Below are 24,187 nucleotides of genomic sequence, written 5' to 3' on the forward strand. Positions count from 1 at the left end.
TAGGACCGGTACTAAAAGCCCGGCCTTCGATGTACGGCGCCGACTCCCCTGCCTATGATGCCCACCGCCGGCACAACTCCTTATCCACATCCTCAGCGCGGACGCTTTAGCGGTCCTGCTCGCCAGGTTTTGCGCCGCGCTGAGACCGTCCAGGAATGGTTATGTCGAGCTTCAGATTGAACCCCTTGTGCCGCGCTACCCGTCTTTGGGTCACCCGCCTGGGAACAGCACTGTTGTTGCCACTCAGCGGCCCGCTGCTGGCAGGCGCAGTCCCTGCCGATGCCGCACACACGCACAATGAACAGATCATCACCGGTCACTTCATTAATCTCCAGGCACTGACCGCCAACCCGATGCAGCGTAGCGGCGTCGAAGTCGGAACCGACCTGCTGCTGCAGGAAACCGGAATGCGCATCCGCAGCCTGGTGGCCCAGCAGGACGATACCTTCAAGGACCTCAAGGTCATGAGCGGCCAATTGGAAGGCCGCGCCCGCTCCCTGGCCCCACCCGGGGAAATGATCCTGGTCACCCGTGGCGACGGCAGCTTCATTGCCCTGCTCCCCGACGCCGGCGCAATCATTCGCGGCAACGCCAGTGGCGAACAGTCGCTGATCCGCTCTGAAGAGCACCTGGGCCAGCCTGGAAGCGGCACCGACTCGGAACAAAACAGCAGCGAGGAAACGGTCCATGAACTGGAAACCCTGAGCGGCCAACGCAGCCTGCAACTCAACCGCAACGCCCAGGGCGAAACCATCATCGACGTGCTGGCGGGTTTCTCACAAGTGGCGGCCAACTACATTGGCGATCACGAAGCCTACGCCCTGGGCCAGATCGCGACGGTCAACAGAGCCTTGAAACAATCCCAGGTCCAAGGCGTGCGCCTGCGCCTGGTGGGCACCCAGGTGATTCCCGGCGACTACCCGATTACCGCAAGCTCCGGCGGAACCCTGGGCCAGGTCAGCACCCTGTTCGCCGAAGGCATGAAGCAGTACAGCCCAGACCTTGTGGCCGCCTTCGTCAAAGGGACTCCAGGAGTGGACACCGCCTTAGCCTGGGGCTATGTCGGTGGGCGCTATACCGTCAACGCCATCAGGTCATCCGCGGCCTTGCGCCATGAGATCGGCCACAACGCTGGGGGCAATCACTGCTCCGATGGCAGCAGCTATAAGTTCGGCCACAACAACGGCACCGTCGGCAGCATCTTGTGCGGCAACCACATTGGCTATTACTCCAACCCCGATGTGAAGGACATCCGCGGCGTGCCCGTGGGGGATGCGCGCACCGCCAACATGGCCCGGGTATGGCGCGAAAACGCAGCGAAGATGTCCGCCTATAGCCCGGCCGTCGTGCCCCTGGCCGAAGAGCAGGCGAGCAAGATCCTAGATCAGACGATCGACCTTGCAGCCAAACAGTGGCACTACTTCCCGATCGATGTGGCGCCCGGCACCGAACGCCTGGTGTTCACGGTGACCAATGGCCAACGTACCGAATACACGGGGAACTCGCAGCTGCTGATCAAGTACGCAAGCCAACCGAGCCTCAGCGACTACGGCTATCGCTCCCAGGAAAACTCAGGCCCATCCTTGGCGGTCAACACGCCTCGTGCGGGCCGCTGGTACCTGGCCCTGCGCACGAACAACAATCAAACCGCCTCCGACCTGGTTCTGGAAGGCTTCAGCTATGCGCACCAGAGTGAAACCGCCCAGGCCCGCTACCTGAAACTGGTTGCCAGCTCTTCAGTGGACGGCAAGGACACTGCCAGCGTGGCGGAATTGCTGCTGGCCGACGCCAAGGGCCAATCGCTGCCACGCGACAGCTGGCGCATCCACTCCACCAGCAGTGCCGGAGCCGGCGCGGCTTCAGGCGCCCAGGCCATCGATGGCAACCCCAGGACCTACTGGAGCTCGGCCGCGAACGCACGTTATCCCCATCAGATCATCATTGATCTGGGGGCCGAGCGGCGCTTCTCGCAACTGCATTACTTGCCTCGCCAGGACGCGGGCCAGGCAGGCAACATCAAGGGTTACCAGGTCTACGCCAGCAACAGCCCGAGCGGCGCCTGGGACTTGCTCGCCGATGGCGAGTTCAACGCAGACAATGAAGTCAAGGCGGCTTCGCTCAAACCTGTGCAAGCGGGTAAATCACCGATAGCCGTCATCAGTGGCAAGACCACGGCCAATGCCGGCGAAAAGATCGTTCTGGACGCCTCCGCTTCCAGCGATCCGCAAGGAAATGCCTTGAGCTTCGCCTGGGAAGCGTCGCCCAGGCTGGACTTCAGCTTCGACGGTTCAAGCGTGTCGTTTATTGCCCCAGAGCTGGCTGAAGATACCCGCTATCGTTTCACCCTGACCCTGAGCAACGGCAAGCTGAGCAGTACCCGGACCCACGAGATATTGATCAAGGGCCAGGCCGCCACCAGCCACTGCAAGGCTGAATGGGAAGTCGGCGCCATCTACGTGAGCAACGATGTGGTGCAATGGCAAGGTCGTCAGTACCAGGCGCGTTGGTGGACTTCAGGCAGCGAGCCGGGCAACCCAGCCTTCACCGGCCCTGATGGCGGCGGCAAGGTTTGGCGCGACCTCGGCCCCTGCCAGGGCGGCGGGGATAAACCGACCGAACCACCGGTGGAAACGGTCAAACCTCCGGTAGCGATCATTGGCGGTGCCACCCAAGCCAAGGCGGGCGAAGTGGTCTACCTCAACGCCACGGCCTCCAGTGACCCGGCCGGCCTGAAGCTGAGCTACAACTGGAAAGTCAGCCCCGGCGTCGGTTTCGAAGCGGCAGGCCCCCTGATGAAGTTCGTCGCCCCGAAAATCGACCAGGACGTGACTTATCGGGTCAGCCTGACGGTGAGCAACGGCAAGCTCAGCGTGACCCGGGACCACAGCGTGCGGGTCCTGGCCGATAAACCGGTGCCGCCGGCGGGATGCCAGGGCCCCTGGAGCGCGGGCGACACCTATGTCGCAGGCAGCAAGGTCAGCCATAACGGGCGCTTCTACATCGCACGCTGGTGGACCCGAGGCAATCAGCCGAATGCCAGTACCGTCGGCCCGGACAACAGCGGCAAGGTCTGGCGCGATGGCGGTCCTTGCAACGGATGACCGCTGGCGCCCGGTCTCCGGGCCGGCCGCCAGCCCCTAAAACCTGAGGCGCCACCAAGGGACCTGCGCATCCGCCAGGTCCCTTGAACGCTGCCAGTACCTGGCCCCACTTGTGCAGAGCGCGCCATGCATGGCGCGCCTTTTTTCCTGCTGCCCCTGGCCAATAAATTCCGTTGCCTGTACTTGTTTCCGCCCCCCGACTGGCCTCACTCTCAGGCGCGCCGTCCTGGCGCCCTCGCACACCCGTGCGAACACTTTCCGATGGAGATTTCAATGCTCAAGACCGCCCTGTCCGCATGGATGCTAGCGGGCCTTTCAATCGTCAATGCGCAGGCCGCCGAGAACATCGGCTTTCGCGAAATCGACCTGGCCCAGTCCGCCGAGAACCGAGCCCTGCATGTCGCCCTCTGGTACCCGACCGCCAGCACCGAGCCGGTTGTCTCGACGGGGGAAAACCAGGTCTTCTTCGGGGGGCCGGCCATCCTCGATGCACCGATTGCCGGGCAAGCACATCCTTTGGTGGTCCTGTCCCATGGCTATCGCGGCAATTGGCGAAACCTCAGCTGGCTGGCGACGGAGCTGGTGCGCCAGGGATATGTCGTCGCCGCTCCCAACCACCCGGGCACCACCTCGTTCGACACGCGCCCGGAAGAGGCGGCAAGACTCTGGGAACGCCCCCGCGACCTCAGCCGAGTCATCGACCACTTGACCCAGAACCCGGCCCTGGCTGGCCCTGTCCAAGGTGATCGGATCGCGGCCATCGGCCACTCGCTGGGGGGCTGGACCGTCACCGCCCTGGCCGGCGCACGCTACAGTGCGCAACGTTTGCGCGAGGAATGCCAACTGCACCCGAGCCCAAGGATCTGCGGCCTGGCCCCCGAGCTGGGCATAGCTCCTGAACAGCAATCGCTGCTTGGCCAGGACCTGCGCGACCCGCGCGTCAAGGCCTTCGTCTCGCTCGACCTGGGCTTCGCCCGGGGCTTCACTGCACAGAGCCTGGCGAGCATCGAGCAACCGATACTGGTCATGGGAGCCGGGGTCGATATCAATGGTGACCTGCCGTTCCAGATGGAGTCGGCCCACCTGATCGCCCAGCTCCCTCAGGACCTGGTGAGCAGTGAAAAGATCGCCGACGCCAGCCACTTCAGCTTCATGCAGAAGTGCAAGCCGGGGGCCGTTGCTCTGCTCGAGAAAGAGGCACCAGGCGACGAAATCATCTGCCAGGACGGTGACGGGCGCAGCCGCGAAGCTATTCACCGGCAGGTCGCCGACCGGGTCAGCACGTTCCTGGCCAAGGCGATCCCACCCCAATAATCCGCCCCTGCGCCTGGCCCGCCCGGGTCAGGCGGTTTCCTGGGCCACCGCTTTCGGCTTGGGCTTGCGCCACTGGGGCAAACCGATCAGCACCACGGCGCTGATGATCACCACCATGGCCAAGGCCTCTTCGAGGCCGATGGTTTCGCCGACGAACACGATCCCCAGCAACACCGCGACGGCCGGGTTGACGTAGGCGTAGCTGGTGGCCGCCGCCGGACGCACATGCTTGAGCAGGTACATGTAAGCGTTGAAGGCGATGATCGAGCCGAAACCGATCAGGTAGATCAGGGCCAGCCAGCCTTCCAATGGCGGAACCGCCTCCAGGCGTTCACCACTCAGGGCACTGCCGATCAGCAACACCACGCCCCCCACCAGCATCTCCGCTGCACTGGCCATCGCCCCCTGGGGCAGCGGCAAGTGCTTGCTCCACACCGAGCCGAACGCCCAGGCCGCCGCCGCGAACAGCAGCAAGCCCGCGCCCAGCGGGCTGGACTGCAGGTTGGACCCCAGGTTGAGCATGCCGATGCCGATCATCCCAAGGGCGATGCCGGCCCATTCCAGGCGCGTGTTGCGCGCGCCCCAGAAATACCCACAGAGCAAGGTGAACAAAGGCACCGTGGCCACCGCCAGCGCCGCGACCCCGGAGGTAACGCCGGTGTGCTCGGCCACCGTCACCGCGCCATTGCCACAGCTGAGCAGCAGCACGCCGATCGCCCCCGCCGCCTTCCACTGCGCCCAGGTCGGCGCCGGCACTCCGCGCCAGCGCAGGAAGGCGTACATCAGGCTACCGGCGATCACGAAACGAATGCCCCCCAGCATCAACGGTGGCCAGTACTCGACACCGATCCGGATCACCAGGTAGGTCGAACCCCAGATCACATACAGGGCGAAGAAGGCAGCAATCAGGGGCAGCGGGAAACGGCTTTGGCCAGGCATGGGGACGGCTCGAACGCAGGCAGAAGGGGAGACTTATTCTAAAAAGCCGACCAACGGAAATTAAGTTACAAAACCTGTTTATAAGACCCATACACTTTTCAAAGCATGGAGATCAGGGCTATATACCGTGCTTTCGAAAGTCAGCCTGGGTTGGGGAGTTTTCCATGGACAAGTACGACCGCATGCTCCTTGCCAGCCTGCTGGAGAACGGCCGGGCGAGCTACGCCGAGCTGGCACGCAAGGTCAACCTCTCGGCACCGGCGGTGGCCGAGCGCGTGGCCAAGCTGGAAGCCAGCGGGGTGATCATCGGCTACCAGGCCAAGGTCGACATGAGCAAGCTGGGGCTGCCGATCCAGTGCGTGATCGAACTGCGCCTGGCCCAGCATGGCAACCAGAAGGTCTACGACGAACTGATCCGGATTCCCCAACTCACCGAATGCCACCGGGTCACCGGCGACCCCTGCGTGATCATGCAGGCCGCGGTGGGCTCGATGCCGGAGCTGGAGGAGTTGATCAACCGTGTGGCCCAGTTCGGCTTCAGCAAGACGTCCATCGTGCTGTCCAGTGCCATCGAACGGCGCGTGCCCCTGGGGCAGTTGGAAACCCTCGATAGGTGATCCATCCCTGCTCGTCACCGGCCACCGTCTTACCCCCAATCCCTGGGGAGCCGCCTGTGGATAACCTGAGCAAAAGCCTCGGCAGCCCCAAGTACGCAAGGCCTGCAGAGAACTGGCTGTTTTTTGCTCAGGGGGAAGCGCCGCGGCCTGGCAACTTCAGCCGTGACTAAAACCCTGCAGGCCTGACAGCCCTAACAAGGCACGAACCTGCAGCAGCGGCTACAGCGGGCCAGTGCTCAGCAACCGCGATGGCGCTTGAGGTGCTCGGGCACCTTGGCCGCCGGGACCTTCTGCAGCTTGCACAAGAAATCATGGGACAGCGCCTGCAAGCCATGGGTGTGCCGCAGCTCGGTGGCCAGGTGCGCCACCAGGTTGGCCGCCATCTCGGCATCGGCCATGGCCCGGTGCGCCTGGCCGGTGTGAGGCAGGCCGGCATAGGCGGTCAGGGTACCCAGCTTGTGGTTCGGTGCCGCCGGCATCAGGCGCCGCGCCAACAACAGTGAGCACGCGAAGTTCTGCAGCCGGGTGCGCTTGATCCGCCCCAGTTCAAAATCCCAGAACTTCTGGTCGAAGGCCGCGTTGTGCGCCAGCAACGGGGTGATACCGACGAACTCGTTGACCTCGTTCATCACCTGCTCCGCTGGCGGGGCACTGCGCAGCATGGCGTTGCTGATGCCGGTCAGTTGTTCGATAAAGGCCGGCACGCGCACGCCGGCATTCATCAGGCTCTGGTAACGCTCGACAATGCGCCCCTGCTCAAGGATCACCACGGCGATTTCCGTGGCCCGGCAACTGCTGCTCGGGGAGATCCCGGTGGTTTCAAAGTCGATGACGGCAATGCGTTCCAAACCTGTGCTGCTCCGTAGGAAAATTGATCAGTTTTTAAGCAGCAACGCGCCTTCGATCGGCACATAGCGGGTGGCTGCGCGGATCAGCGAATTGGCAGTCAGGCCCGGCACCCCGTAAGCCACCGCGCTGACCCCGTGCTTGCTGATGATGCGCTCCAGCAGCAGGTCGAAATCACCGTCGCCGGAAGCCAGCACCACTTCGTCGACATGGGCGGCGGCGTCCATGATGTCGATGGTGATGCCCACGTCCCAGTCACCCTTGGCCGAACCGTCGCTGCGCTGGATGTAGGGCTTGAGCTTTACCGTGAAGCCCAGGTTGCGCAGGATCTGCTGGAACTGCTGCTGCTTGCTGTCGCCACGGTCGATGGCATAGGCATAGGCCTCGACGATCTGCCCCTGCTTGCTGATGTCCGCCCACAGGGCCGCGTAGTTGAAGTGACAACCATAGGCCTGGCGAACGGTGTAGTAGAGGTTCTGGACGTCGGCGAACACAGCGATTTTTTTCACCGCTAATCCTCATGGCGCAGCAGCGCAGGGGCTGGATCGGGCCTTGGGCCCCGAAAAGTCGCCCAGTATGCCAGCCACGAGGATTGTTCCGCGAATTATCGGTCCGGGGCAGCGACCTGCCCCGGACCGACGGTGCATCAGACGAAGGAGTCGTCGTCGGAGAAGAACGAGCTGTCGTCGTTGTCGTAGTCGGCGTTGCTGAAGCCGCCCTGGTCGTTGCTGCCCCAGGAGTCGTTGTTGGCCAGGCGCTGGTCGTCATTGCCCCAGCCGCTGTTGTCGCTGGCCGGTGCTGGTTCTTCCTTGATGACCTCGACCACCTCTTGAGGCTGCTGGTTGTTGTGGAACAGGCTGCTGATGCCCTGGGCCAGCATCACCCCACCGGCGACACCGGCGGCGGTTTTCAAGGCGCCACCAAGGAAGCTGCTGCCCGCTGCAGCCGGAGCCTGCTGGGGCACATAGTTCTGCTGCGGGGCGCCATAGTTTTGCTGGGGTGCACCGAAGTTCTGCTGGGGCGACGCGCCAAAGGAAGAACGGGGCGGTTCGCGCCAGCCTCCACTCGTCGCCGGCGGGGCGCTGGGCGCTGGAGCCGGCTGCGGCTCGCGGGAACCGCCGAAAATGCTCGACAGGAAGCCGCCAGCGGATGCAGGAGCCGCAGCCGGCGCCTGGGACCTGGCCTGTTGCAGCTCGGCCTGCAGTTGCTGGACCTGCTGGGTCAGTTGCTTGTTCTGTTCATCGAGGCTCTTGAGGGCGGCCTCCTGCACCAGGATCGCCTGGGTCATGAAATACCCGGCCGCAGGCTGGCGGGTCAGATGCTCCTTGATCCGCGCCTCGGCCTGGGCATCACGCGGGGCTGAATCCGTTTCGGCTTGCTGCAACCGTGAAAACAGTCCATCGATCAGGGTTTGCTCTTCGTTGTTCATGGCGACCTCTTTAGATTGCCGGTAAAAAACCGCTCCGCGCCCGAAGGGGCGACGGCACGCACCAGTTATGGGGCTGGTGCGACGACTTTCAATGGTCTTTACCCAAGGTTTACGTTTGCTCCGCAGGGGCCTGCATCGGTTAAAGTGTGCAACCGCTTCGTCACCTGCGATCTTCATCGATGAATCCGTTAGATGTTCTGCGCGACTCCCTGTATTTCTTCCAGCGCAACCTCGGCCAGATCGCCCGGTTGTGCCTGCCTCTGGTGGTTCTCGAGGCGCTCCTGCAACAAGGGGTGAGCAGCGCCCTGGGGGAAAACACCTTCCCCGGCTACAGCGTGATCGTGGGCCTGCTGCTGTACCCGCTGTATACCGGTGCCTTGATTCTGTTTCTGGATGCCCGAACCCGGGGCGAATCACCGCGTACCCGCGACCTGCTGGCCATGGCCCTGACCCTGTGGCCACGCTTTGCCCTGCTGACGGCGGTCAGCACGCTGTTGATCCTGCTGGGGCTGTCGCTGTATTTCCTGCCGGGGCTGTTCCTGATGGTGGTGCTGGCCTTCGCCGAGTACCTGCTGGTGCTCAGGGGCATGGCGCCGCTGGCGGCCATCAGTGAAAGCCTGCGCCTGAGCCGCGGGCATTTCTTGCGCATTCTGCTGTGCATCCTCGCGGTGATGGCCCCGTTGTGGCTGCTCAAGGGCGCCAGCGACGCGGCTTATCCCCAGCCGCTCAACCCGATCCTGTCGCTGGCCATCGACAGCGCCTACAGCTTCCTGCAACTGTTCACCAGCGTGGTGCTGTACCGCCTGTTCATGCTGGTCAGCGAGCAGGCGGACAAGCGCTGATGCCACCTGCGGCCGCTCTGCCCCTTGGGTGACGGCCGCGCTCTCGGTTATGCTCCGGCGCAATCCTGCAACGCCATAAGCCGAGCCGATGATCCGTCTACTTCGCGTCACCCTGTTGAGCCTGCTGCTGATCGGCACCCTGCTGATCGGCCTGATCTACAGCCTGACCTGGCGCCCGGAACCCCGGGAAACCCTGGCGGTCAGCTGCAGCGCCGAGGCCGCGCCGCTGGTACCGGGCCAGGCGCTGAAGGTGATGACCTGGAACCTGCAGTACCTGGCGGGCAAGCGCTACGTATTCTGGAACGACCAGGCGCGAGGCGAGGATGAGCAGCCCACCGTCGCAGACATGGCCTTCAGCCTCGACGAAGTGGCCCGGGTGATCCGTGACGAAAAACCCGACCTGGTGCTGCTGCAGGAAGTCGACAACGGCGCCAAGGCCAGCGCCTACCAGGACCAGCTCAAGCTCCTGCAGGAACGCCTCACCGATCTGTATCCCTGCAGTACCCAGGCCTATGACTGGAAAGCTGACTTCATCCCTTCCCTGCATATCTTCGGCAGTGTCGGCCGGCAACTGGCGACCCTCAGCCGCTACCGCATCGAACACGCCGAACGCCTGCAATTGCCGGTGGCTCCCCACAACATCCTCCAGCGCCAGTTCCAGCCCAGGGATGCCCTGCTGCTGAGCTACCTGCCCCTGAGCGACGGCGGCCAACTGGTGGCCCTGAACACTCACCTGGAGCGTGCGCGCAGGGCCGATGAGACCCAGCAGAAGCAGGTCACGGCCATCTCCAAGGTGCTCGACAAACTGGAGGGCCGCGGTACGCCCTGGCTGATCGGCGGCGACTTCAACCTGCTGCCCCTGGGCCAGTACCAGCGCCTGAGCGAAGGGCAACGCGCGCCCTACAGCGCCGACAGCCCCCTGCACCTGCTGTGGGACAAGTACCCGATGATCCCCAGCAACACCCAGGCCAGCGGCGTCGACCGGGCCCGCTGGCTGACCCATTACCCCAATGACCCGACCCTGGATGGCCCGGACCGTACCGTCGACTACCTGTTCTACAGCCCGCGCCTCAAGCGGGTCGAGTCCCGGGTGCGCCAGGACGATACCCTGCGCATCTCCGATCACCTGCCGGTACTCGCCCGCTTCCTGCTCCCGGCCCAGTAACCCCACTCGCCAGGCGCAGGGTGAAGAACGCTACTTGCGCGGTTTGGCCCGGGCTGTCGCTTCGGCGATCAGCGGGTCGTCCGGCCAGTAATGCTTGGGATAACGGCCCTTGAGATCCTTCTTGACCTCGGCGTAGGTACTGCGCCAGAAGTTCGCCAGGTCCTGGGTGACCTGCACCGGACGCCGCGCCGGGGACAGCAGGTGCAACTTCACCACTTGCCGCCCGCCGGCGATGCGCGGGGTGTGCGCCAGGCCGAACAGCTCCTGAAGGCGTACCGCCAGAATCGGTGGCTGCTCGCTGTAGTCGAGGCGGATCGATGACCCCGAAGGCACCGTCAGATGATGCGGCGCCAGTTCGTCCAGGCGCTGCGGCAAGGGCCAGGGCAACAGGTTGTGGACAATGCTGGCCAGCTCCAGGTTGGCGAAGTGGCTGAGTCGCGAGACCTTGCCCAGGTAGGGCTGCAACCACTGCTCCAGGCCCTTGAGCAGGGCCCCATCACTGACATCCGGCCATTGGCTTTCATCCTTTTCGCTCAATTCCAGCTGCCGCAGCAGGGCCACCCGGGCCTGCCATTGGCGCAACTCCGGGGTCCAGGGCAGCAGTTCCAGGCCCTTGCGCCGCACCAGATTGACCAGGGCCTGGCTGCGAGCGGACTCATCCAGGCCATTGAGCGGCTCACGGCTGAGCACCAGCTCACCGACCTTGCGCTGACGCTCGGCCCGCAGCACGCCCTCACGCTCGTCCCAATCCAGCTGGTCGACGCTGCGCACCTGCTCGGCCAGCACGCTGTCGAACAAATCCGGATCGAAGTCCGCCGCCAGGTAGATACGTTCTTCGCGCTGGCCCTGGCGACTGCCCAGATCGGCAATCACCAGCCAGGGCTGTTTCATCAGGTTGTCGGTTTCGCTGAACAGCGCCGCGCGCCCGTTGGCCAGACGGTATTCGGCACCGCCAGGACGTCGCTGCTGGGCCACCCGGTCGGGATAGGCCAACGCCAGCAAGGCGCCGAGCCAGCGCGGATGCTCAGGGTCGGCCACCGCCTGGTCGGCCGGCCCGCGCAGATAACCACGGTACTGCCGTGCCAGTTGCCGCGCACGCTGCACGCCGCCCTGGGCGCCACGGGCCGCACGCGCCTCGCCCGACAGCAGTACCAGGCGGCTGTGCAGGTCGGCGCCGGCACCGCGCAGGATGTCGCGCTCGCCCAACAACGCAGCGACGTCACAGGCCATCTGCGCCAGCCCCAGGGACTGGCCACGCAGCAGCAGGTGGGCGATGCGCGGATGGGCCGGCAGCTCGGCCATGGCCTGGCCGTGGCGATTCAGGCTGCCGTCGTCGTTCAAGGCGCCCAGGCGACTCAACAGATCCTGGGCCTGGGCGTAGGCAGCGCTGGGGGGCACGTCCAGCCACACCAGTTGGTTCGGGGTCACGCCCCAACGCGCCAATTGCAGGGCCAGGCCCGCCAGGTCCGCCTGAAGGATTTCCGCACTGGCGTAGGCCGCCAGTTGCTCCTGTTGATCCGCCGACCACAGGCGGTAGCACACACCGGGCTCCAGGCGCCCGGCGCGACCGGCACGCTGGGTGGCACTGGCCCGAGAGATGCGCTGGGTATCGAGACGGGTCATGCCACTGCCGGGATCGAAGCGCGGCACCCGGGCCAAACCCGCATCGATCACGACACGCACGCCATCGATGGTCAGGCTGGTTTCGGCAATGTTGGTGGCCAGCACCACTTTGCGCTTGCCCGCCGGAGCCGGGTCGATGGCCGCGCGCTGGGCCGCCAGGTCCAGCTCGCCATGCAGCGGGCACAGCAGGATCTCGCTGCGCTCCCCCAGGGAGTCGGCCAGTTGCTGATGCACCCGGCGAATCTCTGCCTGCCCGGGCAAGAACACCAGCAGGCTGCCGCTCTCATCATTGAGGGCTTCGAGCACCGTCTGCACCACCCTGGGCTCGATGAACTCGCCGGGCTGGAAGGGCCGCCCCCAGCGTTGAGTTACCGGGAACATGCGTCCCTCACTGCGCAGGATCGGCGCGTCATCGAGCAGCGCGGACAAGCGCTCGCCCTCCAGGGTCGCCGACATCAGCAGGATCTTCAGCGGCTGCTCATCACGAAACAGCTCGCGGCCATTCAGGCTCAGGGCCAGGGCCAGGTCGGCGTCCAGGCTGCGTTCGTGGAACTCGTCGAAGATCAGCAGGCCCACCCCTTCCAGGGCCGGGTCATCCTGCAGGCGCCGGGTGAGGATGCCTTCGGTCACCACCTCGATGCGGGTGCGCGGGCCAACCTTGCTGTCCAGGCGAATGCGGTAACCCACGGTCTCGCCGACCTTCTCCCCCAACTCGCTGGCCAGGCGTTCGGCGGCGGCGCGGGCGGCCAGGCGCCGTGGCTCCAGCATGAGGATGGTCTGTCCGGCCAGCCAGTCCTGGTGCAGCAGCGCCAGGGGCACGCGGGTGGTCTTGCCGGCACCGGGCGGGGCTTCGAGCACCGCTTCATGGCGCGTCGCCAAGGCGTCGCGCAGTGCAGGCAAAACTTCATCAATTGGCAAAGAATTCATGCTGGCTCCAAAACAGAGGCGCGAGTATAACGGCGAACTGCCTGGGGTTAATCATGGTCTGAATGCTGATCGACAAGACTCATGCCCCCGCTTCCTTACTCTGTGCCTTCGTGCTTGCTAGGAGATATCCATGCGTATTCCCCACCGTGTCATTGGCGGCATCCTGGTGACCACCCTGTTGACCCAGCTCACCGCCTGCGGCTCGATCTTCTTCCCTGACCGACGCGGCCAGATCGATGGCAAGATCGATCCACTGGTAGCGGTCCTGGATGCCGTGGGCCTGCTGTTCTATGTGATTCCGGGGCTGATCGCCTTTGGCGTCGACTTCGCTACCGGGGCAATCTACTTGGAGCCGGGCAAGACCGCGCAGATCGCACCGGAAAAACTCCAGCAGGCCATCGGCGCCGACGGCAAGGTCGACAACCGCAAGCTGCAGGCGATTCTCGAAAGCGAGCTGGGCGGCAGCTTTCCCCTTGACGACCCGCGCCTGATCCAGCACAAGGGCAGCGTGCAGCAATTGGCCCTGTATGGGCTGCAGCCCGCCGCCTGACCACTTCGTTCAAGGAACCTGCCACACATGATCGCTAGCTCGGAACACGCTCGGCTATTGCGCCTGGCCACACGTGCCTCGGTCACCGTGGCCGGGATCCTGATCGTGACCAAGGCCGTCGCCTGGTGGCTCAGTGGCTCGGTGAGCATGCTGGCGGGGCTCACCGACTCAGTGCTCGACGGCTTCACTTCCCTGCTCAATCTGCTGGCAGTGCATTACGCCCTGCGGCCGGCCGATGAGGATCACCGCTACGGCCACGGCAAGGCGGAATCCCTGGCGGGCATGGCCCAGGCGCTGTTCATCGCCGGCAGTGCGGTGTTGATCGCCTTTCAGGCGGCCGAGCGCCTGCACAGCCCCGAACCGGTGGGTGCGCCCTGGCTGAGCATCGGGGTGATCGTGCTGTCTCTGGTGCTGACCGTGGCGCTGCTGATCCTGCAGCATCGAGTGATCCGCGCCACCGGCTCCAACGCCGTACGGGCCGACTCGCTGCACTACCGCTCCGACCTGCTGCTCAACGGCAGCATCCTGCTGGCCCTGGTGCTGGCCGCCTTCGGCTGGCACCAGGTGGACGCCTGGTTCGGCCTGGGGATTGCCGTCTACATCCTCTGGAGTGCGGTGCAGATTGCCCGGGAGAGCTTCTCCGTGCTGATGGACGAGGAACTGCCTCCCGATGTCAGCCAGCACATGCTGGAACTGGCCTGCAGCGTTCCCGGCGTGCTCGGCGCCCATGACCTGCGCACGCGGATCTCCGGCAGCCGCTGGTTTGTCCAACTGCACCTGGAACTGCCTGGCGAGCTGACCCTGTCAGTGGCCCACGGCCTCAGCGACCAGGCCGCCGAGGCGATCCAGCAGGCCTACCCGCGAGCCGAGGTGCTGGTGCACGCCGACCCGCAGGAAGTGGTCAAGGCCGCCAGGAGTCAGTAGGTCACCTGATACCCGCGCGAACTCAGGCAGTTGCCTTGGGCCTGACGGTAGGCCTGGACCACCTCGGCAGCCGGCTGATAGGTCACGCTGGCGGGATCGAAGCCACTTTGCTGCACAGCCCAGCGATAACAGTCGTAGCGGTCCTGGTCGACCTGCTGCGGGGGCTGGCCGTTGACCGGGTAAGCCAGGACGTCATAGCCATTGCCGCTGGGTTGCGGGTTCGGGGGCGGTAGGTTCGCCGGGGGCTCGACCACCACGTACTGCTGGGTGTTGGCTTCATAGGTGTAGTAGGCCCCGGCGGCGAGGAAGAACAGCGCACTGCCTATCCACACTTCCCGTGCGTAATCGGGCAAGTAAGCCACGCGAATGCCGTAAGGCGGACGCACCACCACATAGCGCGGACCTTGTGGGCGATACCAGTAGCCCCCCGAGAAGAAGTAATCCTGGCCACGGTACGGCACCCGGTAATTGCGCTCGGGGAAACGGTCGATCACATAGCCCGGACGGTACTGCGGCCCCGGCCCCCAGCCATTGCCATGACCGTCGGGACGACCCGGCCAGCGATAGTCATTGGGGTGGCCATTGTCGGGACGCGAGCCGGGCCCGCCGGCTTGCCAATGCTGGTTGTAGTCGTTGCGCCGCGGAATGTCCTTGTAGTAGCCACGCTGAGGCTCCTGGGTCTGGCGCACGGTGTCGGGGCGGCTCTGGATCGGCAGGTTGGGCGTCGCTTGCGGCTGCGGTGCTGGTGCCGGTCGCCCCTGCTGGTTGGGATCATGCTGGGGCCGGTTCTGCCACTGCCCTCCCGGGTTCTGCTCATTGTGTTCGAACTGCCGGCTGTTCTCGCCACGAATGATTTCATTCTGTGGACGCTGCTGCGGCGCCGGTTGCGGACGCTCGGGAGCGTTGGCCGGATGGCCTTGATTATTGCCTCCCCGGCCTTCAGGGGCATGCTCACGCTGCCCGCCGGACGGACCACCCTGCTGGGGAGGACGTCGCTCGTCCCGCTCATCGGCAACGACCTGCGCGCTGACGCTCACGCACAACAAACCAACACCTGCCAAACGCCAGATGCGCGACTTCATGCTATTCCTCACTGCGGATGGGAGCCTGTACATAAGACTGAAAAAGCCTGGGGCGGTTCTGCTAGAGATTATCAGTCACGAGACTTATTTCGCAGGCAATAAAAAAGGGCGGCCCGTCGGCCACCCCTTGAGATTTTGTCCGTGCTCGACGCTTTTGACGCCGGCTCACCTCACGCCGTCTTGTGGACAGTGTGTAGCCCGGGGGCCGGCCCAACCCTGTGGGATTGGCGGCCGCGGCAGGCCTGATTCGGCGGGCCGCAGTGGACTCTATGTCCGGGCAGTGATTCTGGTGATAAGCATAGGCCTGGGCCGGCGACAGAGGATTGCTAAGATTGCTTTTCAAATCACCTATTGCGCAATTTTTAACTCAAGATAGATAATTCAACGCAATACTTATGACAAAGGCCTGATTGATGAGCAAACTGGACCGCTATGACCTGAGCATATTGGCGGAATTGCAGCGCGACGCCCGCATCTCCAACCAGGAACTGGCCGAGCGCATCGGCCTCTCGCCCTCCCCCTGCTCGCGCCGGGTCAAGCAACTGGAGGACGACGGCTATATCTCCCGCCAGGTTGCCCTGCTGGACCGCAAGATGCTCGGCCTCAGCCTGACCGCCTACGTGCTGATCGGCATGGACCGACACACTCCGGAGCGTTTCGAGAACTTCGAAGCAGCAATCCGCAGCCTGCCCCAGGTTCTGGAATGCAGCCTGGTGACCGGGATGGACGCCGACTACCAGCTCAAGGTCGTGGTACCGGACATGGATCACTACCAGAAGCTCCTGCTGGGCCACCTGACCCGCATCGACGGGGTGACCAGCGTGCGCTCGAGCTTCGTGCTCAATCAGGTGCTCAACAGCACTGAATTGCCGCTGACTCATCTGCGTAGCTGATCTTCAACCCGGCGCGCCCTCGGCGGCCTGTTGCTCATCAGGGCGCTTTCGTTGGCAGGTGGCGCCCGGCCGTTGCTGCACACAAGCGCTTGCACAAGCGAGACAGCCCTTGGGCTGTGGCGACGTAACGCATACAGATCAATGCCCGGCATTCGTCCCTTGGCGTATACTCGCCCGGCATTTTTTTGCCCTGCCTGCAGTGGAGATGATCGATGGATCCAGCAGTATTCGAAGAGTGGATGATGACCGGCCTGGTCAGCATTCTGATCCTGTTCATGGGGTTCATCGTCTGGGACCTGGCCAAGAAGTCCAAGGCCGGGCGCTTCGGCTCGTTCATCCTGTTCTTCGTGCTGGGCCTGGGCGTGGCCGCGTTCATCATCAAGAGCGTGGTGATCGGCTTGATCGAATCCGGCGCCCTATAGCCGCGCCGGAACTTCCTTCCACTGGCCCTGATCCAGGCCTTCCAGGGTCCAGTCGCCGATCCTGACCCGCACCAGGCGCAAGGTCGGCAGGCCCACCGCCGCTGTCATGCGGCGTACCTGACGGTTGCGCCCTTCGCGAATCACCAACTCCAGCCAGCCAGTGGGCACGCTCTTGCGAAAGCGTACCGGCGGGTTGCGTGGCCACAGCTGCGGCTCTTCCAGCAAGCGCGCCTCGGCCGGCAGGGTCATGCCATCGTTGAGCTCCACGCCGTCACGCAGGCGCTGCAACTGCTGCGCATCGGGCTCACCTTCAACCTGCACCCAATAGGTCTTGGCCAGCTTGTGCTTGGGATCGGCGATCCGCGCCTGCAACTGCCCGTCATTGGTCAACAGCAGCAGGCCTTCGCTGTCGCGATCCAGGCGTCCGGCCGGGTACACACCGGGAACCGCAATGAAGTCCTTGAGCGTCGCCCGGCCCTCACCATCGCTGAACTGGGTCAGCACATCGAAGGGCTTGTTGAACAGGATCAGCTTCGGCTCGGCCGGAGCCGCCTTGGCCACGCGCTTGGCCGGGGAAGAGGAAAACGGCTTCGCGCCAGGACGACGGGAAGCGGGACGGGACGGACGGGACATGGCGAGAGGAACATTCAGCGATCAGGACCGACAATGCTAGTGGCCTGATCGCCAAATGACCATGGTTCAAACACTCAACGGAACGGTGGCTCGTCGAAACTGCGCAACTTGCGCGAGTGCAGGGAGTTGAGTTCGCTGCGCATCAGGTCCACGGCCTCGATGCCGATCTTCAGGTGCTGGCTCACCGCCCGCTCGTAGAAAGCGTTGGCCGCCCCCGGCAACTTGATCTCACTGTGCAGGGGTTTGTCCGACACACACAGCAAGGTGCCGTAGGGCACCCGCAGGCGATAGCCCTGGGCGGCGATGGTGCCGCTTTCCATGTCCACCGCCACGGCCCGGGACAGGTTGATCAACGGACGCTCCTCGGCCCAGCGCAATTCCCAGTTACGGTCGTCGTAGGTCAGGACCGTGCCGGTGCGCAGGCGCTTCTTCAGTTGCTCGCCCTTCTCTCCGGTGACGTTGGCCGCGGCCTGTTGCAACGCCAGCTGGACTTCGGCCAGGGCCGGAATCGGGATGTTCGGCGGCACCACCCGATCGAGAATGCCGTCACGGCGCATATAGGCGTGAGCCAGCACGTAGTCGCCGATGGTCTGGGACTGCCGCAGGCCGCCACAGTGGCCGATCATCAGCCAGCAATGAGGGCGCAGTACTGCCAGGTGGTCGGTGATGTTCTTGGCGTTGGACGGGCCGACACCGATGTTCACCAGAGTCACGCCGTGACCGTCGCTGGCCTGCAGGTGATAGGCCGGCATCTGGTAGCGGTGCCAGACCACCCCGGCAGCAATCGCCGAGGCCTCGCCGTGATCCATGCTTTTCTCGATGATCACGTTGCCCGGCAGGACCATGCGCACAAAACGCGGATCACTGCGCAGCTGCTCCAGGCCATGGACGATGAACTGGTCGACGTAACGATGGTAGTTGGTCAGCAGGATCCATGGCTGCACATGCCGCCAGTCGCTGCCGGTGTAGTGCACCAGGCGACGCAGGGAAAAGTCCACGCGTGCGGCATCGAACAGCGCCAGCGGCAGCGGATGGGTGTTCTCCCAATCGTAGAGGCCATCGGCGATGCCATCGGTAGCCGCCGACAGGTCGGTGCTCGGAAAGACCCGAGCCAGGGCCGCGGCGGTCACCCCGGAGCCAGCCAGCTCATCACCCTGCTCCACCACATAGGGATAAGGAATGTTCTGTTCGCTGACGCCCACTTCCACCGTGACGGTGAAGTCGTGCATCAGCGGCACCAACTGCTCGAGCAGGTAGTTACGGAAGGCGGCGGGATGAGTGACGGTGACACTGTAGGTGCCCGGCAGCTGGACCTTGGCATAGGCCCGGGTAGTCTGTGGGACTTCACCCTGGCAGCGGTAGGTCAGGCGCAACTCGGGGTAGCGAAACAGCGCCCGCTGTTCGGCATCCGGCTCGGCCCGATCCTTGAGGTAGCGCTTGAGTGCCTGGCTCAGCGCCGTGGTGGCCCGCTCATGCAAAGCGGCAAGCCGATCCACGGCTTGCTCGGCGGTTTGAACGACAATAAAAGCTTCGGTCACGATAAGCATCCTGTGTTCTGATCTTGCAGGCGTTCATCTTGCCTGCAACGCCGTCCCACGGAAACCACGGAATCACTGCCGGAGCCGGCTTGCCAAAAATGGCCCCCAGAAAGGCCTCGCCAAGGCAGACGCGGCTTTCATTGGAAAGCCGCTGCCACCGGGTCAGAAGCCTTGAGGGGTGGAACGGGCGACGATGGCGGCCACATCCAACCCTCGTGGCAAGGTGCCGTAGACCCGGCCACTCTGGCCACCCAGGCGACTGGTAATAAAGGCATCGCTGACCGTCGCATTGCCAGCCTCCAGCAGCAGCTTGGCCTGCAAGCCCAGGGCAATGTCCTCGGTCAGTTGCCGGGCCCGGTACTGGATCTCGTCGGTGTCCTTGAACCCCGCCTTCAGGCCGGCGATGTGCGCCGCCAGGTGAGTGTCGCCATGGCCATCGCCCAGCTCGGCAAACAGGGCATCCAGCACCCCGGGCTCTTTCGACAGGGCCCGCAGCACGTCCAGGCACTGCACGTTGCCCGAACCTTCCCAGGTGGAGTTCACCGGTGCTTCGCGGTACAACCGCGGCAGGATGCTGTCCTCGACATACCCGGCGCCGCCCATGCACTCGGCGGCTTCGTTGATCATGGCCGGGGCACGCTTGCAGATCCAATACTTGCCCACCGCCGTCACCAGCCGTGAGAACTTCATTTCCTGGGCGTCATCCTGGTGATCCAGGGCCCTGCCCATGCGCATGCTCAGGGCCAGGGCCGCTTCGCTTTCCAGGGCCAGGTCGGCCAGCACGTTCTGCATCAGCGGCTGTTCGCTGAGCACCCGCCCGCCGACGCTGCGATGGGCACAGTGATGGCTGGCCTGGGTCAGCGCCTGGCGCATCAGTGAACTGGAGCCGACCATGCAATCGAAACGGGTCATGGCCACCATCTCGATGATGGTCGGCACGCCACGCCCTTCCTCGCCGATCATCCAGGCCAGGGCACCGCGAAACTCCACCTCGCTGGAGGCGTTGGAGCAGTTGCCGAGCTTGTTCTTCAACCGTTGAATGTAGAACTGATTGCGACTGTCATCGGGGCGATGGCGAGGCAGGAGGAAACAGGTCAGGCCTTTTTCGGTCTGGGCCAGGGTCAGGAACGCATCGCACATCGGCGCCGAGCAGAACCACTTGTGCCCCACCAGTTCATAGGCCTGCCCCGGCCCCGAGGCGCCCACCGGATAGGCCCGGGTGGTGTTGGCACGGACGTCAGTGCCGCCCTGCTTCTCGGTCATGGCCATGCCGATGGTCAGCCCGGCCTTGTGCTGCATGCCGACATTGCGCGGGTCGTACTGGGTGGCAAGGATCTTCGGCAGCCATTGCTCGGCGATATCCGGCTGCAGCTTCAGCGCCGGTACACAGGCAAAGGTCATGGTCAGCGGGCAGCCGCTGCCGGCCTCGGCCTGGCTGTGCAGATAGGTCATGGCGGCCCGGGCGACATGGGCACCCGCCTGCGGATCGGTCCAGGGCAACGAGGTCAGGCCGCCTTCGATCGCAGCCTGCATCAGCTGGTGGTAGGCCGGATGGAACTCCACCAGGTCGATCCGGTGACCGAAACGGTCATGGCTGGCGAACACCGGCTTGTTCTGATTGGCCAAGAAACCCGCTTCCATCAACGGACCGCCGGCCAGGGCGCCATAGGCATCGACCCGCGACTCGGCCCAGCCGGCATCGAAGCGCTGCATCCATTGCTGCAGCGGCAAGTCGATCCGATAGAGGTTGGCGCCGTCCAGGACGGGCGGCTGATTGGTGACTTCGTGGGTTTCAGCGAACTGGTGGAGGTTCATCGCGGGGCTCCTTCAGGGTGTGCCAAGACCCCAGTTAAGCACTCGCTCCGGCGCGAACAAAGTGGCATATCCGCCTAAATGTCGGCGCTTTCACCCTGCTCCGCGTGCAGCACGCATTTCGCCAACAGCGCTTGCAATGCCTCGAATTTCACCGGTTTGCCGAGGTATTCCCCATTTGCCACGCCCCCCTCAGTACCGGGAATGCAGGCCTGCAGGATCGGCAGGTGACGATAGCCGGGCAATGCCTGGGCCTGCAGACGGAAGGCCCCCAGTTGCGCGCTGGAGAACTGGCCATCGATCAACACGGCACTGATGGACTCACGCCCCAGCAGTTGCAGCGCATCTGTGGGATTGTCTGCGGTGCGCACTCGGTAGCCGAGCTTGAGCAGCATGCCCCGCACCACCAATTGATCGACATCGTTGTCATCCACCAACAGCACCGTGCAGTCGGGTGGCAAGCGTCGGTGGACGACCACTGGTGAGCGCTGGAGCGGTTCCTGGGCGTCGAACTCCACCTGCAGGCGGAAACAGCTGCCCCGGCCGGGGCTGGATTCGTGGGTCAAATGCCCGCCCAGCAGTTCCACCAGTTGCCGACAGATGGCCAGACCGATGCCCAGGCCGCCGTACTCCCGGGTCATCGAACCGTCGAGCTGGAAGAAGCGCTGGTACAGGGTCGCCTCATCCAGATTGACGAAGCCGATGCCGCTGTCGATCACTTCGAAGGTCAGGCTCACCCGTTCCGCCGTGATGCCCCGGGTGACCACCCGCAACACCACGCCACCGGACAGGGTGAACTTGACGGCGTTGTCCAGCAGGCACTCCAGGCAATGGCTGAGCTTGCAGCGATCACCTTGCAAACGATCGGGCAGCTCGGGCCCCAGGTCGATCTGAAAGGACAGGGACTTGGCGGCGGCGCTGGCGCCGAACTGAGTCTGCAACACCGTCAGCAGCGAACGCAGACTGAATGGCTGGCGCTGGGCGCTGAGCTTGCCGGCCTGCAGTTCGGTAAGGGTCAGAATGCCATTGACCATGCGCATCATGTCCCGCGCGGAACCAGCGGCGGTCTGCTGGTACTGCTCCAGCTCCGGGTCCAGCTCCAGGGTCTGCATCAACTCCAGGGAGCCGATGACGCCGTTCATCGGCGTACGCAGCTCATGGGTCAGGGTCGCCAGGAACTCATCCTTGAGGCGGTTGCTGTGGGCCAGTTGCTGGTTCAGCAGTTCGAGCTTCTGCCCGGCCTCCTGCAGGGTCTGGGCCTGCTGTTCGCGCATGGCGTTGATCCGGTCGGCCAAGGCCAGGGACAACAGCGCCACCTCGATCGCCGAGCCGATCTGGCTGGCGTACATGGTCAGGAACACATTCGGCAAGTAACCCAGAACCATCAGGGTATTGATCACCCCTCCGAACAGAAAGGCCGACCAGGCGATGATGAAGTAGCGCGCCACCCGTAGCCCGCGGCACCAGGCCACGATCCCGGCCACATAGATCACCACCGTGAACAGCAGCGCCAGGGTGGTGGCCAGGCGCAAGGCCAGGGCATAGCTGGTCATCAGCGACAGGGCCATGACCACGGCACCGAACAGCATCAGCGCCAGCAGTACGCGGTCGACCCAGGGACTGTGACGGGAAGTCTGCAGGAAGCTGCGGGCGAACTGACTGCCAAACAGCCCCGCCGAGCCGATGAAGAACGGCGTCGCGGCGTTGGCCCACCAAGGGCTGTTGGGCCAGAAGTATTCCACTGCAGCGCCGTTGACCGACAGTTGATAGAGGCCGAACGAGGCGATGTAGACGATGTAGTAGAGGTAGCTGGTGTCGCGCACGCTGAGGTAGATGAACAGGTTGTACACCAGCATGCCCAGCAGCACACCGTAGATCAGCCCCAGGATATAGAGCCGCACCGGCTGGGCTTCCAGGTAGGCGGTACTGGACCAGAGGCTCACCGGTGCCTGGATCGAGCCTTCGCTGGCCAGGCGCAGAAACACGGTCTTGTGTTCATGGGGGGAAAAATTCAGGTTGAACAGGTAGTTGTTCTGGCGGATCTGCCGGCTGTCGAAGGGCAAGGCATCGCCGGTACGTCCTGCCAGCCGATAGCCGCCGGCCTCATCGGGGACGTAGAGCTCAAGGTGATCCAGGGGCGGGTAGGCCAGTTCCAGCAACCAGCTGCGTTGCGCGGCCGGATTGGCGGGGCGGTAGTCGAGGTCGATCTTCAACCAGAATGCCGAACGTGAATAACCGGCGTTGAGCGTGTCTTTATCGTGAGGCTTGAACTGTTCAGCCAAAGGCCCCGAGCTGACATCGGCGATCGTCGCTTTACCACCCGTGTCTTCGAGCACTTGCATCACTCGGCCCAAGGGCAGGCGTTGAGTGAACTCGTCGAACTCAGCGGCGCCAACCAGCATCGGCAAGCTCAACAGCAACATCAGCAAATAGCGCATAAAGCCCCAGCGTGGCTTGTCCGGTGGTGTCAGGAAGTCCCCCATTTCCCTTGAGCAGACGTAGAACCGGCATGACCTGTTATTGATTTGAATCCACTCTAGCATAGCCGCTGATGGCCATTGAACACCATTGAAAATTTTAGTCTAAAGGCTCTAGAACGGGCCTCTCAGCGCAATCCAGCGGGCTAGAGCTGTTGCACCGATGAAGAGACTCGGCGATGGCAAAGCAGCAGGTCCTGTTCCACGCCAGGCACCGCGAAAAAAATCGTTTGGTGGTAAGCTCGCCGCCCATGAATATCTACAGCTCTCGCCCCGTTGTCCTCTGTCTCTCCGGCCACGACCCCAGTGGTGGCGCCGGCTTGCAGGCAGATATCGAAGCCCTGCTGGCCCAGGGTTGTCATGCAGCTCCGGCTGTCACCGCGCTGACCGTGCAAGACACGGTCAACGTCAGCGATTTCCGTGTCCTGGATCGCGAGTGGGTATTGGCCCAGGCCAATGTCGTGCTCAACGACTCCAGGGTCGCCGCGGTCAAGCTGGGCATGCTCGGTTCCCTGGCAATGGTCGACACCGTCGTCGAATTGCTGCAGGCCCATCCGCACCTGCCGATGATCTGCGACCCAGTGCTGCGCGCCGGCGGCGGCGGCCGCCTGGGCAAGGACGAAGTGGGCTATGCCATGCGCGAGCGCCTGCTGCCCCTGGCCACCATCGCCACCCCCAACCTTCCTGAAGCCCGAATCCTTGCCGAACTGCCGGAAGGCGGTGCCGACCAGTGCGCTGAAAAACTCCTGCCCTTCGTCAAGCACCTGCTGATTACCGGCGGCCATGGCGATGAACATGAAGTGCACAACCGTCTTTACAGCCGTGACGGCCTGCGCGAAACCTATACCTGCCAGCGCCTGCCGGGCAGCTACCATGGTTCCGGCTGCACCCTGGCCAGTGCCCTGGCCGGGCGCCTGGCGCAAGGTGAACAGCTGGCCAGCGCGGTGAAGTCCGCCCTCGACTACACCTGGCGCACCCTGCGCGATGCTGAGCAACTGGGCCGCGGCCAGTTTGTCCCGCGCCGCTTGCCATTGGATTTCTGCTCGTAATGTC

20 protein-coding genes are annotated in these 24,187 nt (G+C 64.1%); 10 read left to right on the forward strand and 10 right to left on the reverse strand.

Annotation, left to right across the window (positions count from 1 at the left end; genetic code table 11):
* The first annotated feature begins 161 nt into the window (after positions 1-161).
* The gene (locus U873_RS0116235; protein WP_025129260.1) at positions 162-3,101 is read left to right on the forward strand and encodes a discoidin domain-containing protein; all 2,940 of its coding nucleotides are present in this window, start codon (positions 162-164) and stop codon (positions 3,099-3,101) included.
* Between the two features lie 273 nt (positions 3,102-3,374).
* Complete coding sequence (locus U873_RS0116240) at positions 3,375-4,415, forward strand: alpha/beta fold hydrolase (protein WP_025129261.1); 1,041 nt, start codon at positions 3,375-3,377, stop codon at positions 4,413-4,415.
* A gap of 27 nt (positions 4,416-4,442) precedes the next feature.
* Here U873_RS0116240 and yedA read toward each other — a convergent pair whose 3' ends face one another.
* The gene (gene yedA / locus U873_RS0116245) at positions 4,443-5,354 is read right to left on the reverse strand and encodes a drug/metabolite exporter YedA (RefSeq protein WP_025129262.1); all 912 of its coding nucleotides are present in this window, start codon (positions 5,352-5,354) and stop codon (positions 4,443-4,445) included.
* Between the two features lie 164 nt (positions 5,355-5,518).
* Here yedA and U873_RS0116250 point away from each other — a divergent pair, with 164 nt between their 5' ends.
* Positions 5,519-5,971 (forward strand): Lrp/AsnC family transcriptional regulator, encoded by a 453-nt coding sequence (locus tag U873_RS0116250; protein ID WP_025129263.1) that lies wholly within the window; start codon positions 5,519-5,521, stop codon positions 5,969-5,971.
* Positions 5,972-6,207: 236 nt separating this feature from the next.
* Here the strand turns inward: U873_RS0116250 and U873_RS0116255 are convergent, their stop codons facing one another.
* The 3 genes from U873_RS0116255 to U873_RS0116265 all read right to left on the reverse strand — a co-directional run bounded on the left by U873_RS0116255 (position 6,208) and on the right by U873_RS0116265 (position 8,246).
* A complete protein-coding gene (locus tag U873_RS0116255) occupies positions 6,208-6,819 on the reverse strand; it encodes a PolC-type DNA polymerase III (protein ID WP_025129264.1) in 612 nt (203 codons plus the stop codon).
* Positions 6,820-6,846: 27 nt separating this feature from the next.
* Positions 6,847-7,326 (reverse strand): NYN domain-containing protein, encoded by a 480-nt coding sequence (locus U873_RS0116260; protein ID WP_025129265.1) that lies wholly within the window; start codon positions 7,324-7,326, stop codon positions 6,847-6,849.
* 137 nt (positions 7,327-7,463) lie between these two features.
* A complete protein-coding gene (locus U873_RS0116265) occupies positions 7,464-8,246 on the reverse strand; it encodes a DUF2076 domain-containing protein (protein WP_025129266.1) in 783 nt (260 codons plus the stop codon).
* A 179-nt stretch (positions 8,247-8,425) separates the two neighbouring features.
* Between U873_RS0116265 and U873_RS0116270 the strand changes: the two genes are divergently transcribed.
* The gene (locus tag U873_RS0116270) at positions 8,426-9,088 is read left to right on the forward strand and encodes a membrane protein (RefSeq protein WP_025129267.1); all 663 of its coding nucleotides are present in this window, start codon (positions 8,426-8,428) and stop codon (positions 9,086-9,088) included.
* Between the two features lie 88 nt (positions 9,089-9,176).
* Positions 9,177-10,253, forward strand: coding sequence for an endonuclease/exonuclease/phosphatase family protein (locus tag U873_RS0116275; RefSeq protein WP_025129268.1), 1,077 nt, complete (start codon positions 9,177-9,179; stop codon positions 10,251-10,253).
* A 30-nt stretch (positions 10,254-10,283) separates the two neighbouring features.
* Here the strand turns inward: U873_RS0116275 and hrpB are convergent, their stop codons facing one another.
* Entirely contained in the window at positions 10,284-12,803 is a 2,520-nt protein-coding gene (hrpB, locus tag U873_RS0116280) for an ATP-dependent helicase HrpB (RefSeq protein WP_025129269.1), read from the reverse strand.
* 130 nt (positions 12,804-12,933) lie between these two features.
* Here hrpB and U873_RS0116285 point away from each other — a divergent pair, with 130 nt between their 5' ends.
* Both U873_RS0116285 and U873_RS0116290 read left to right on the forward strand, forming a co-directional pair.
* Positions 12,934-13,353 (forward strand): hypothetical protein, encoded by a 420-nt coding sequence (locus U873_RS0116285; protein WP_025129270.1) that lies wholly within the window; start codon positions 12,934-12,936, stop codon positions 13,351-13,353.
* A 27-nt stretch (positions 13,354-13,380) separates the two neighbouring features.
* Entirely contained in the window at positions 13,381-14,277 is an 897-nt protein-coding gene (locus tag U873_RS0116290; RefSeq protein WP_025129271.1) for a cation diffusion facilitator family transporter, read from the forward strand.
* Here U873_RS0116290 and U873_RS0116295 read toward each other — a convergent pair.
* Positions 14,271-15,359, reverse strand: a complete 1,089-nt coding sequence (locus U873_RS0116295) for a DUF6515 family protein (protein WP_025129272.1) — start codon at positions 15,357-15,359, stop codon at positions 14,271-14,273. The two genes, U873_RS0116290 and U873_RS0116295, sit on opposite strands and share 7 nt — an antisense overlap.
* A 413-nt stretch (positions 15,360-15,772) precedes the next feature.
* Between U873_RS0116295 and U873_RS0116300 the strand changes: the two genes are divergently transcribed.
* Together U873_RS0116300 and U873_RS0116305 are read left to right on the forward strand one after the other, a co-directional pair.
* Positions 15,773-16,252: an Lrp/AsnC family transcriptional regulator gene (locus U873_RS0116300; protein WP_025129273.1), complete on the forward strand. Its 480-nt coding sequence runs from the start codon at positions 15,773-15,775 to the stop codon at positions 16,250-16,252.
* A 212-nt stretch (positions 16,253-16,464) separates the two neighbouring features.
* The gene (locus U873_RS0116305) at positions 16,465-16,674 is read left to right on the forward strand and encodes a DUF2788 domain-containing protein (RefSeq protein ID WP_025129274.1); all 210 of its coding nucleotides are present in this window, start codon (positions 16,465-16,467) and stop codon (positions 16,672-16,674) included.
* Here U873_RS0116305 and U873_RS0116310 read toward each other — a convergent pair.
* The 4 genes from U873_RS0116310 to U873_RS0116325 all read right to left on the reverse strand — a co-directional run bounded on the left by U873_RS0116310 (position 16,669) and on the right by U873_RS0116325 (position 23,095).
* Positions 16,669-17,235 (reverse strand): pseudouridine synthase, encoded by a 567-nt coding sequence (locus U873_RS0116310; RefSeq protein WP_177330280.1) that lies wholly within the window; start codon positions 17,233-17,235, stop codon positions 16,669-16,671. The genes U873_RS0116305 and U873_RS0116310 overlap by 6 nt on opposite strands.
* 146 nt (positions 17,236-17,381) lie before the next feature.
* Positions 17,382-18,854 carry an AMP nucleosidase gene (gene amn, locus U873_RS0116315; RefSeq protein ID WP_177330278.1) on the reverse strand — a complete coding sequence of 491 codons (1,473 nt, stop codon included), beginning with the start codon at positions 18,852-18,854 and terminating at the stop codon, positions 17,382-17,384.
* A 153-nt stretch (positions 18,855-19,007) separates the two neighbouring features.
* Positions 19,008-20,660 carry an acyl-CoA dehydrogenase family protein gene (locus tag U873_RS0116320; RefSeq protein WP_025129277.1) on the reverse strand — a complete coding sequence of 551 codons (1,653 nt, stop codon included), beginning with the start codon at positions 20,658-20,660 and terminating at the stop codon, positions 19,008-19,010.
* A gap of 74 nt (positions 20,661-20,734) precedes the next feature.
* Complete coding sequence (locus U873_RS0116325; RefSeq protein ID WP_025129278.1) at positions 20,735-23,095, reverse strand: 7TM diverse intracellular signaling domain-containing protein; 2,361 nt, start codon at positions 23,093-23,095, stop codon at positions 20,735-20,737.
* 290 nt (positions 23,096-23,385) lie between these two features.
* On the opposite strand from U873_RS0116325, the gene U873_RS0116330 reads away from it, so the two are divergent.
* Positions 23,386-24,183 carry a hydroxymethylpyrimidine/phosphomethylpyrimidine kinase gene (locus U873_RS0116330; protein ID WP_025129279.1) on the forward strand — a complete coding sequence of 266 codons (798 nt, stop codon included), beginning with the start codon at positions 23,386-23,388 and terminating at the stop codon, positions 24,181-24,183.
* The last annotated feature ends 4 nt before the right edge of the window (positions 24,184-24,187 follow it).

The sequence above is a fragment of the Pseudomonas sp. PH1b genome, assembly GCF_000633395.1.
In the GTDB taxonomy this organism is placed as follows: domain Bacteria; phylum Pseudomonadota; class Gammaproteobacteria; order Pseudomonadales; family Pseudomonadaceae; genus Aquipseudomonas.

Bases quoted from the DNA above. Each gene is read 5' to 3' on its own strand.
- U873_RS0116235 (WP_025129260.1), top strand. From the start codon at position 162: ATGTCGAGCTTCAGATTGAACCCCTTGTGCCGCGCTACCCGTCTTTGG.
- U873_RS0116240 (WP_025129261.1), top strand. From the start codon at position 3,375: ATGCTCAAGACCGCCCTGTCCGCATGGATGCTAGCGGGCCTTTCAATC.
- yedA (WP_025129262.1), bottom strand. From the start codon at position 5,354: ATGCCTGGCCAAAGCCGTTTCCCGCTGCCCCTGATTGCTGCCTTCTTC.
- U873_RS0116250 (WP_025129263.1), top strand. From the start codon at position 5,519: ATGGACAAGTACGACCGCATGCTCCTTGCCAGCCTGCTGGAGAACGGC.
- U873_RS0116265 (WP_025129266.1), bottom strand. From the start codon at position 8,246: ATGAACAACGAAGAGCAAACCCTGATCGATGGACTGTTTTCACGGTTG.
- U873_RS0116270 (WP_025129267.1), top strand. From the start codon at position 8,426: ATGAATCCGTTAGATGTTCTGCGCGACTCCCTGTATTTCTTCCAGCGC.
- U873_RS0116275 (WP_025129268.1), top strand. From the start codon at position 9,177: ATGATCCGTCTACTTCGCGTCACCCTGTTGAGCCTGCTGCTGATCGGC.
- hrpB (WP_025129269.1), bottom strand. From the start codon at position 12,803: ATGAATTCTTTGCCAATTGATGAAGTTTTGCCTGCACTGCGCGACGCC.
- U873_RS0116285 (WP_025129270.1), top strand. From the start codon at position 12,934: ATGCGTATTCCCCACCGTGTCATTGGCGGCATCCTGGTGACCACCCTG.
- U873_RS0116290 (WP_025129271.1), top strand. From the start codon at position 13,381: ATGATCGCTAGCTCGGAACACGCTCGGCTATTGCGCCTGGCCACACGT.
- U873_RS0116295 (WP_025129272.1), bottom strand. From the start codon at position 15,359: ATGAAGTCGCGCATCTGGCGTTTGGCAGGTGTTGGTTTGTTGTGCGTG.
- U873_RS0116300 (WP_025129273.1), top strand. From the start codon at position 15,773: ATGAGCAAACTGGACCGCTATGACCTGAGCATATTGGCGGAATTGCAG.
- U873_RS0116305 (WP_025129274.1), top strand. From the start codon at position 16,465: ATGGATCCAGCAGTATTCGAAGAGTGGATGATGACCGGCCTGGTCAGC.
- amn (WP_177330278.1), bottom strand. From the start codon at position 18,854: ATGCTTATCGTGACCGAAGCTTTTATTGTCGTTCAAACCGCCGAGCAA.
- U873_RS0116320 (WP_025129277.1), bottom strand. From the start codon at position 20,660: ATGAACCTCCACCAGTTCGCTGAAACCCACGAAGTCACCAATCAGCCG.
- U873_RS0116325 (WP_025129278.1), bottom strand. From the start codon at position 23,095: ATGCGCTATTTGCTGATGTTGCTGTTGAGCTTGCCGATGCTGGTTGGC.
- U873_RS0116330 (WP_025129279.1), top strand. From the start codon at position 23,386: ATGAATATCTACAGCTCTCGCCCCGTTGTCCTCTGTCTCTCCGGCCAC.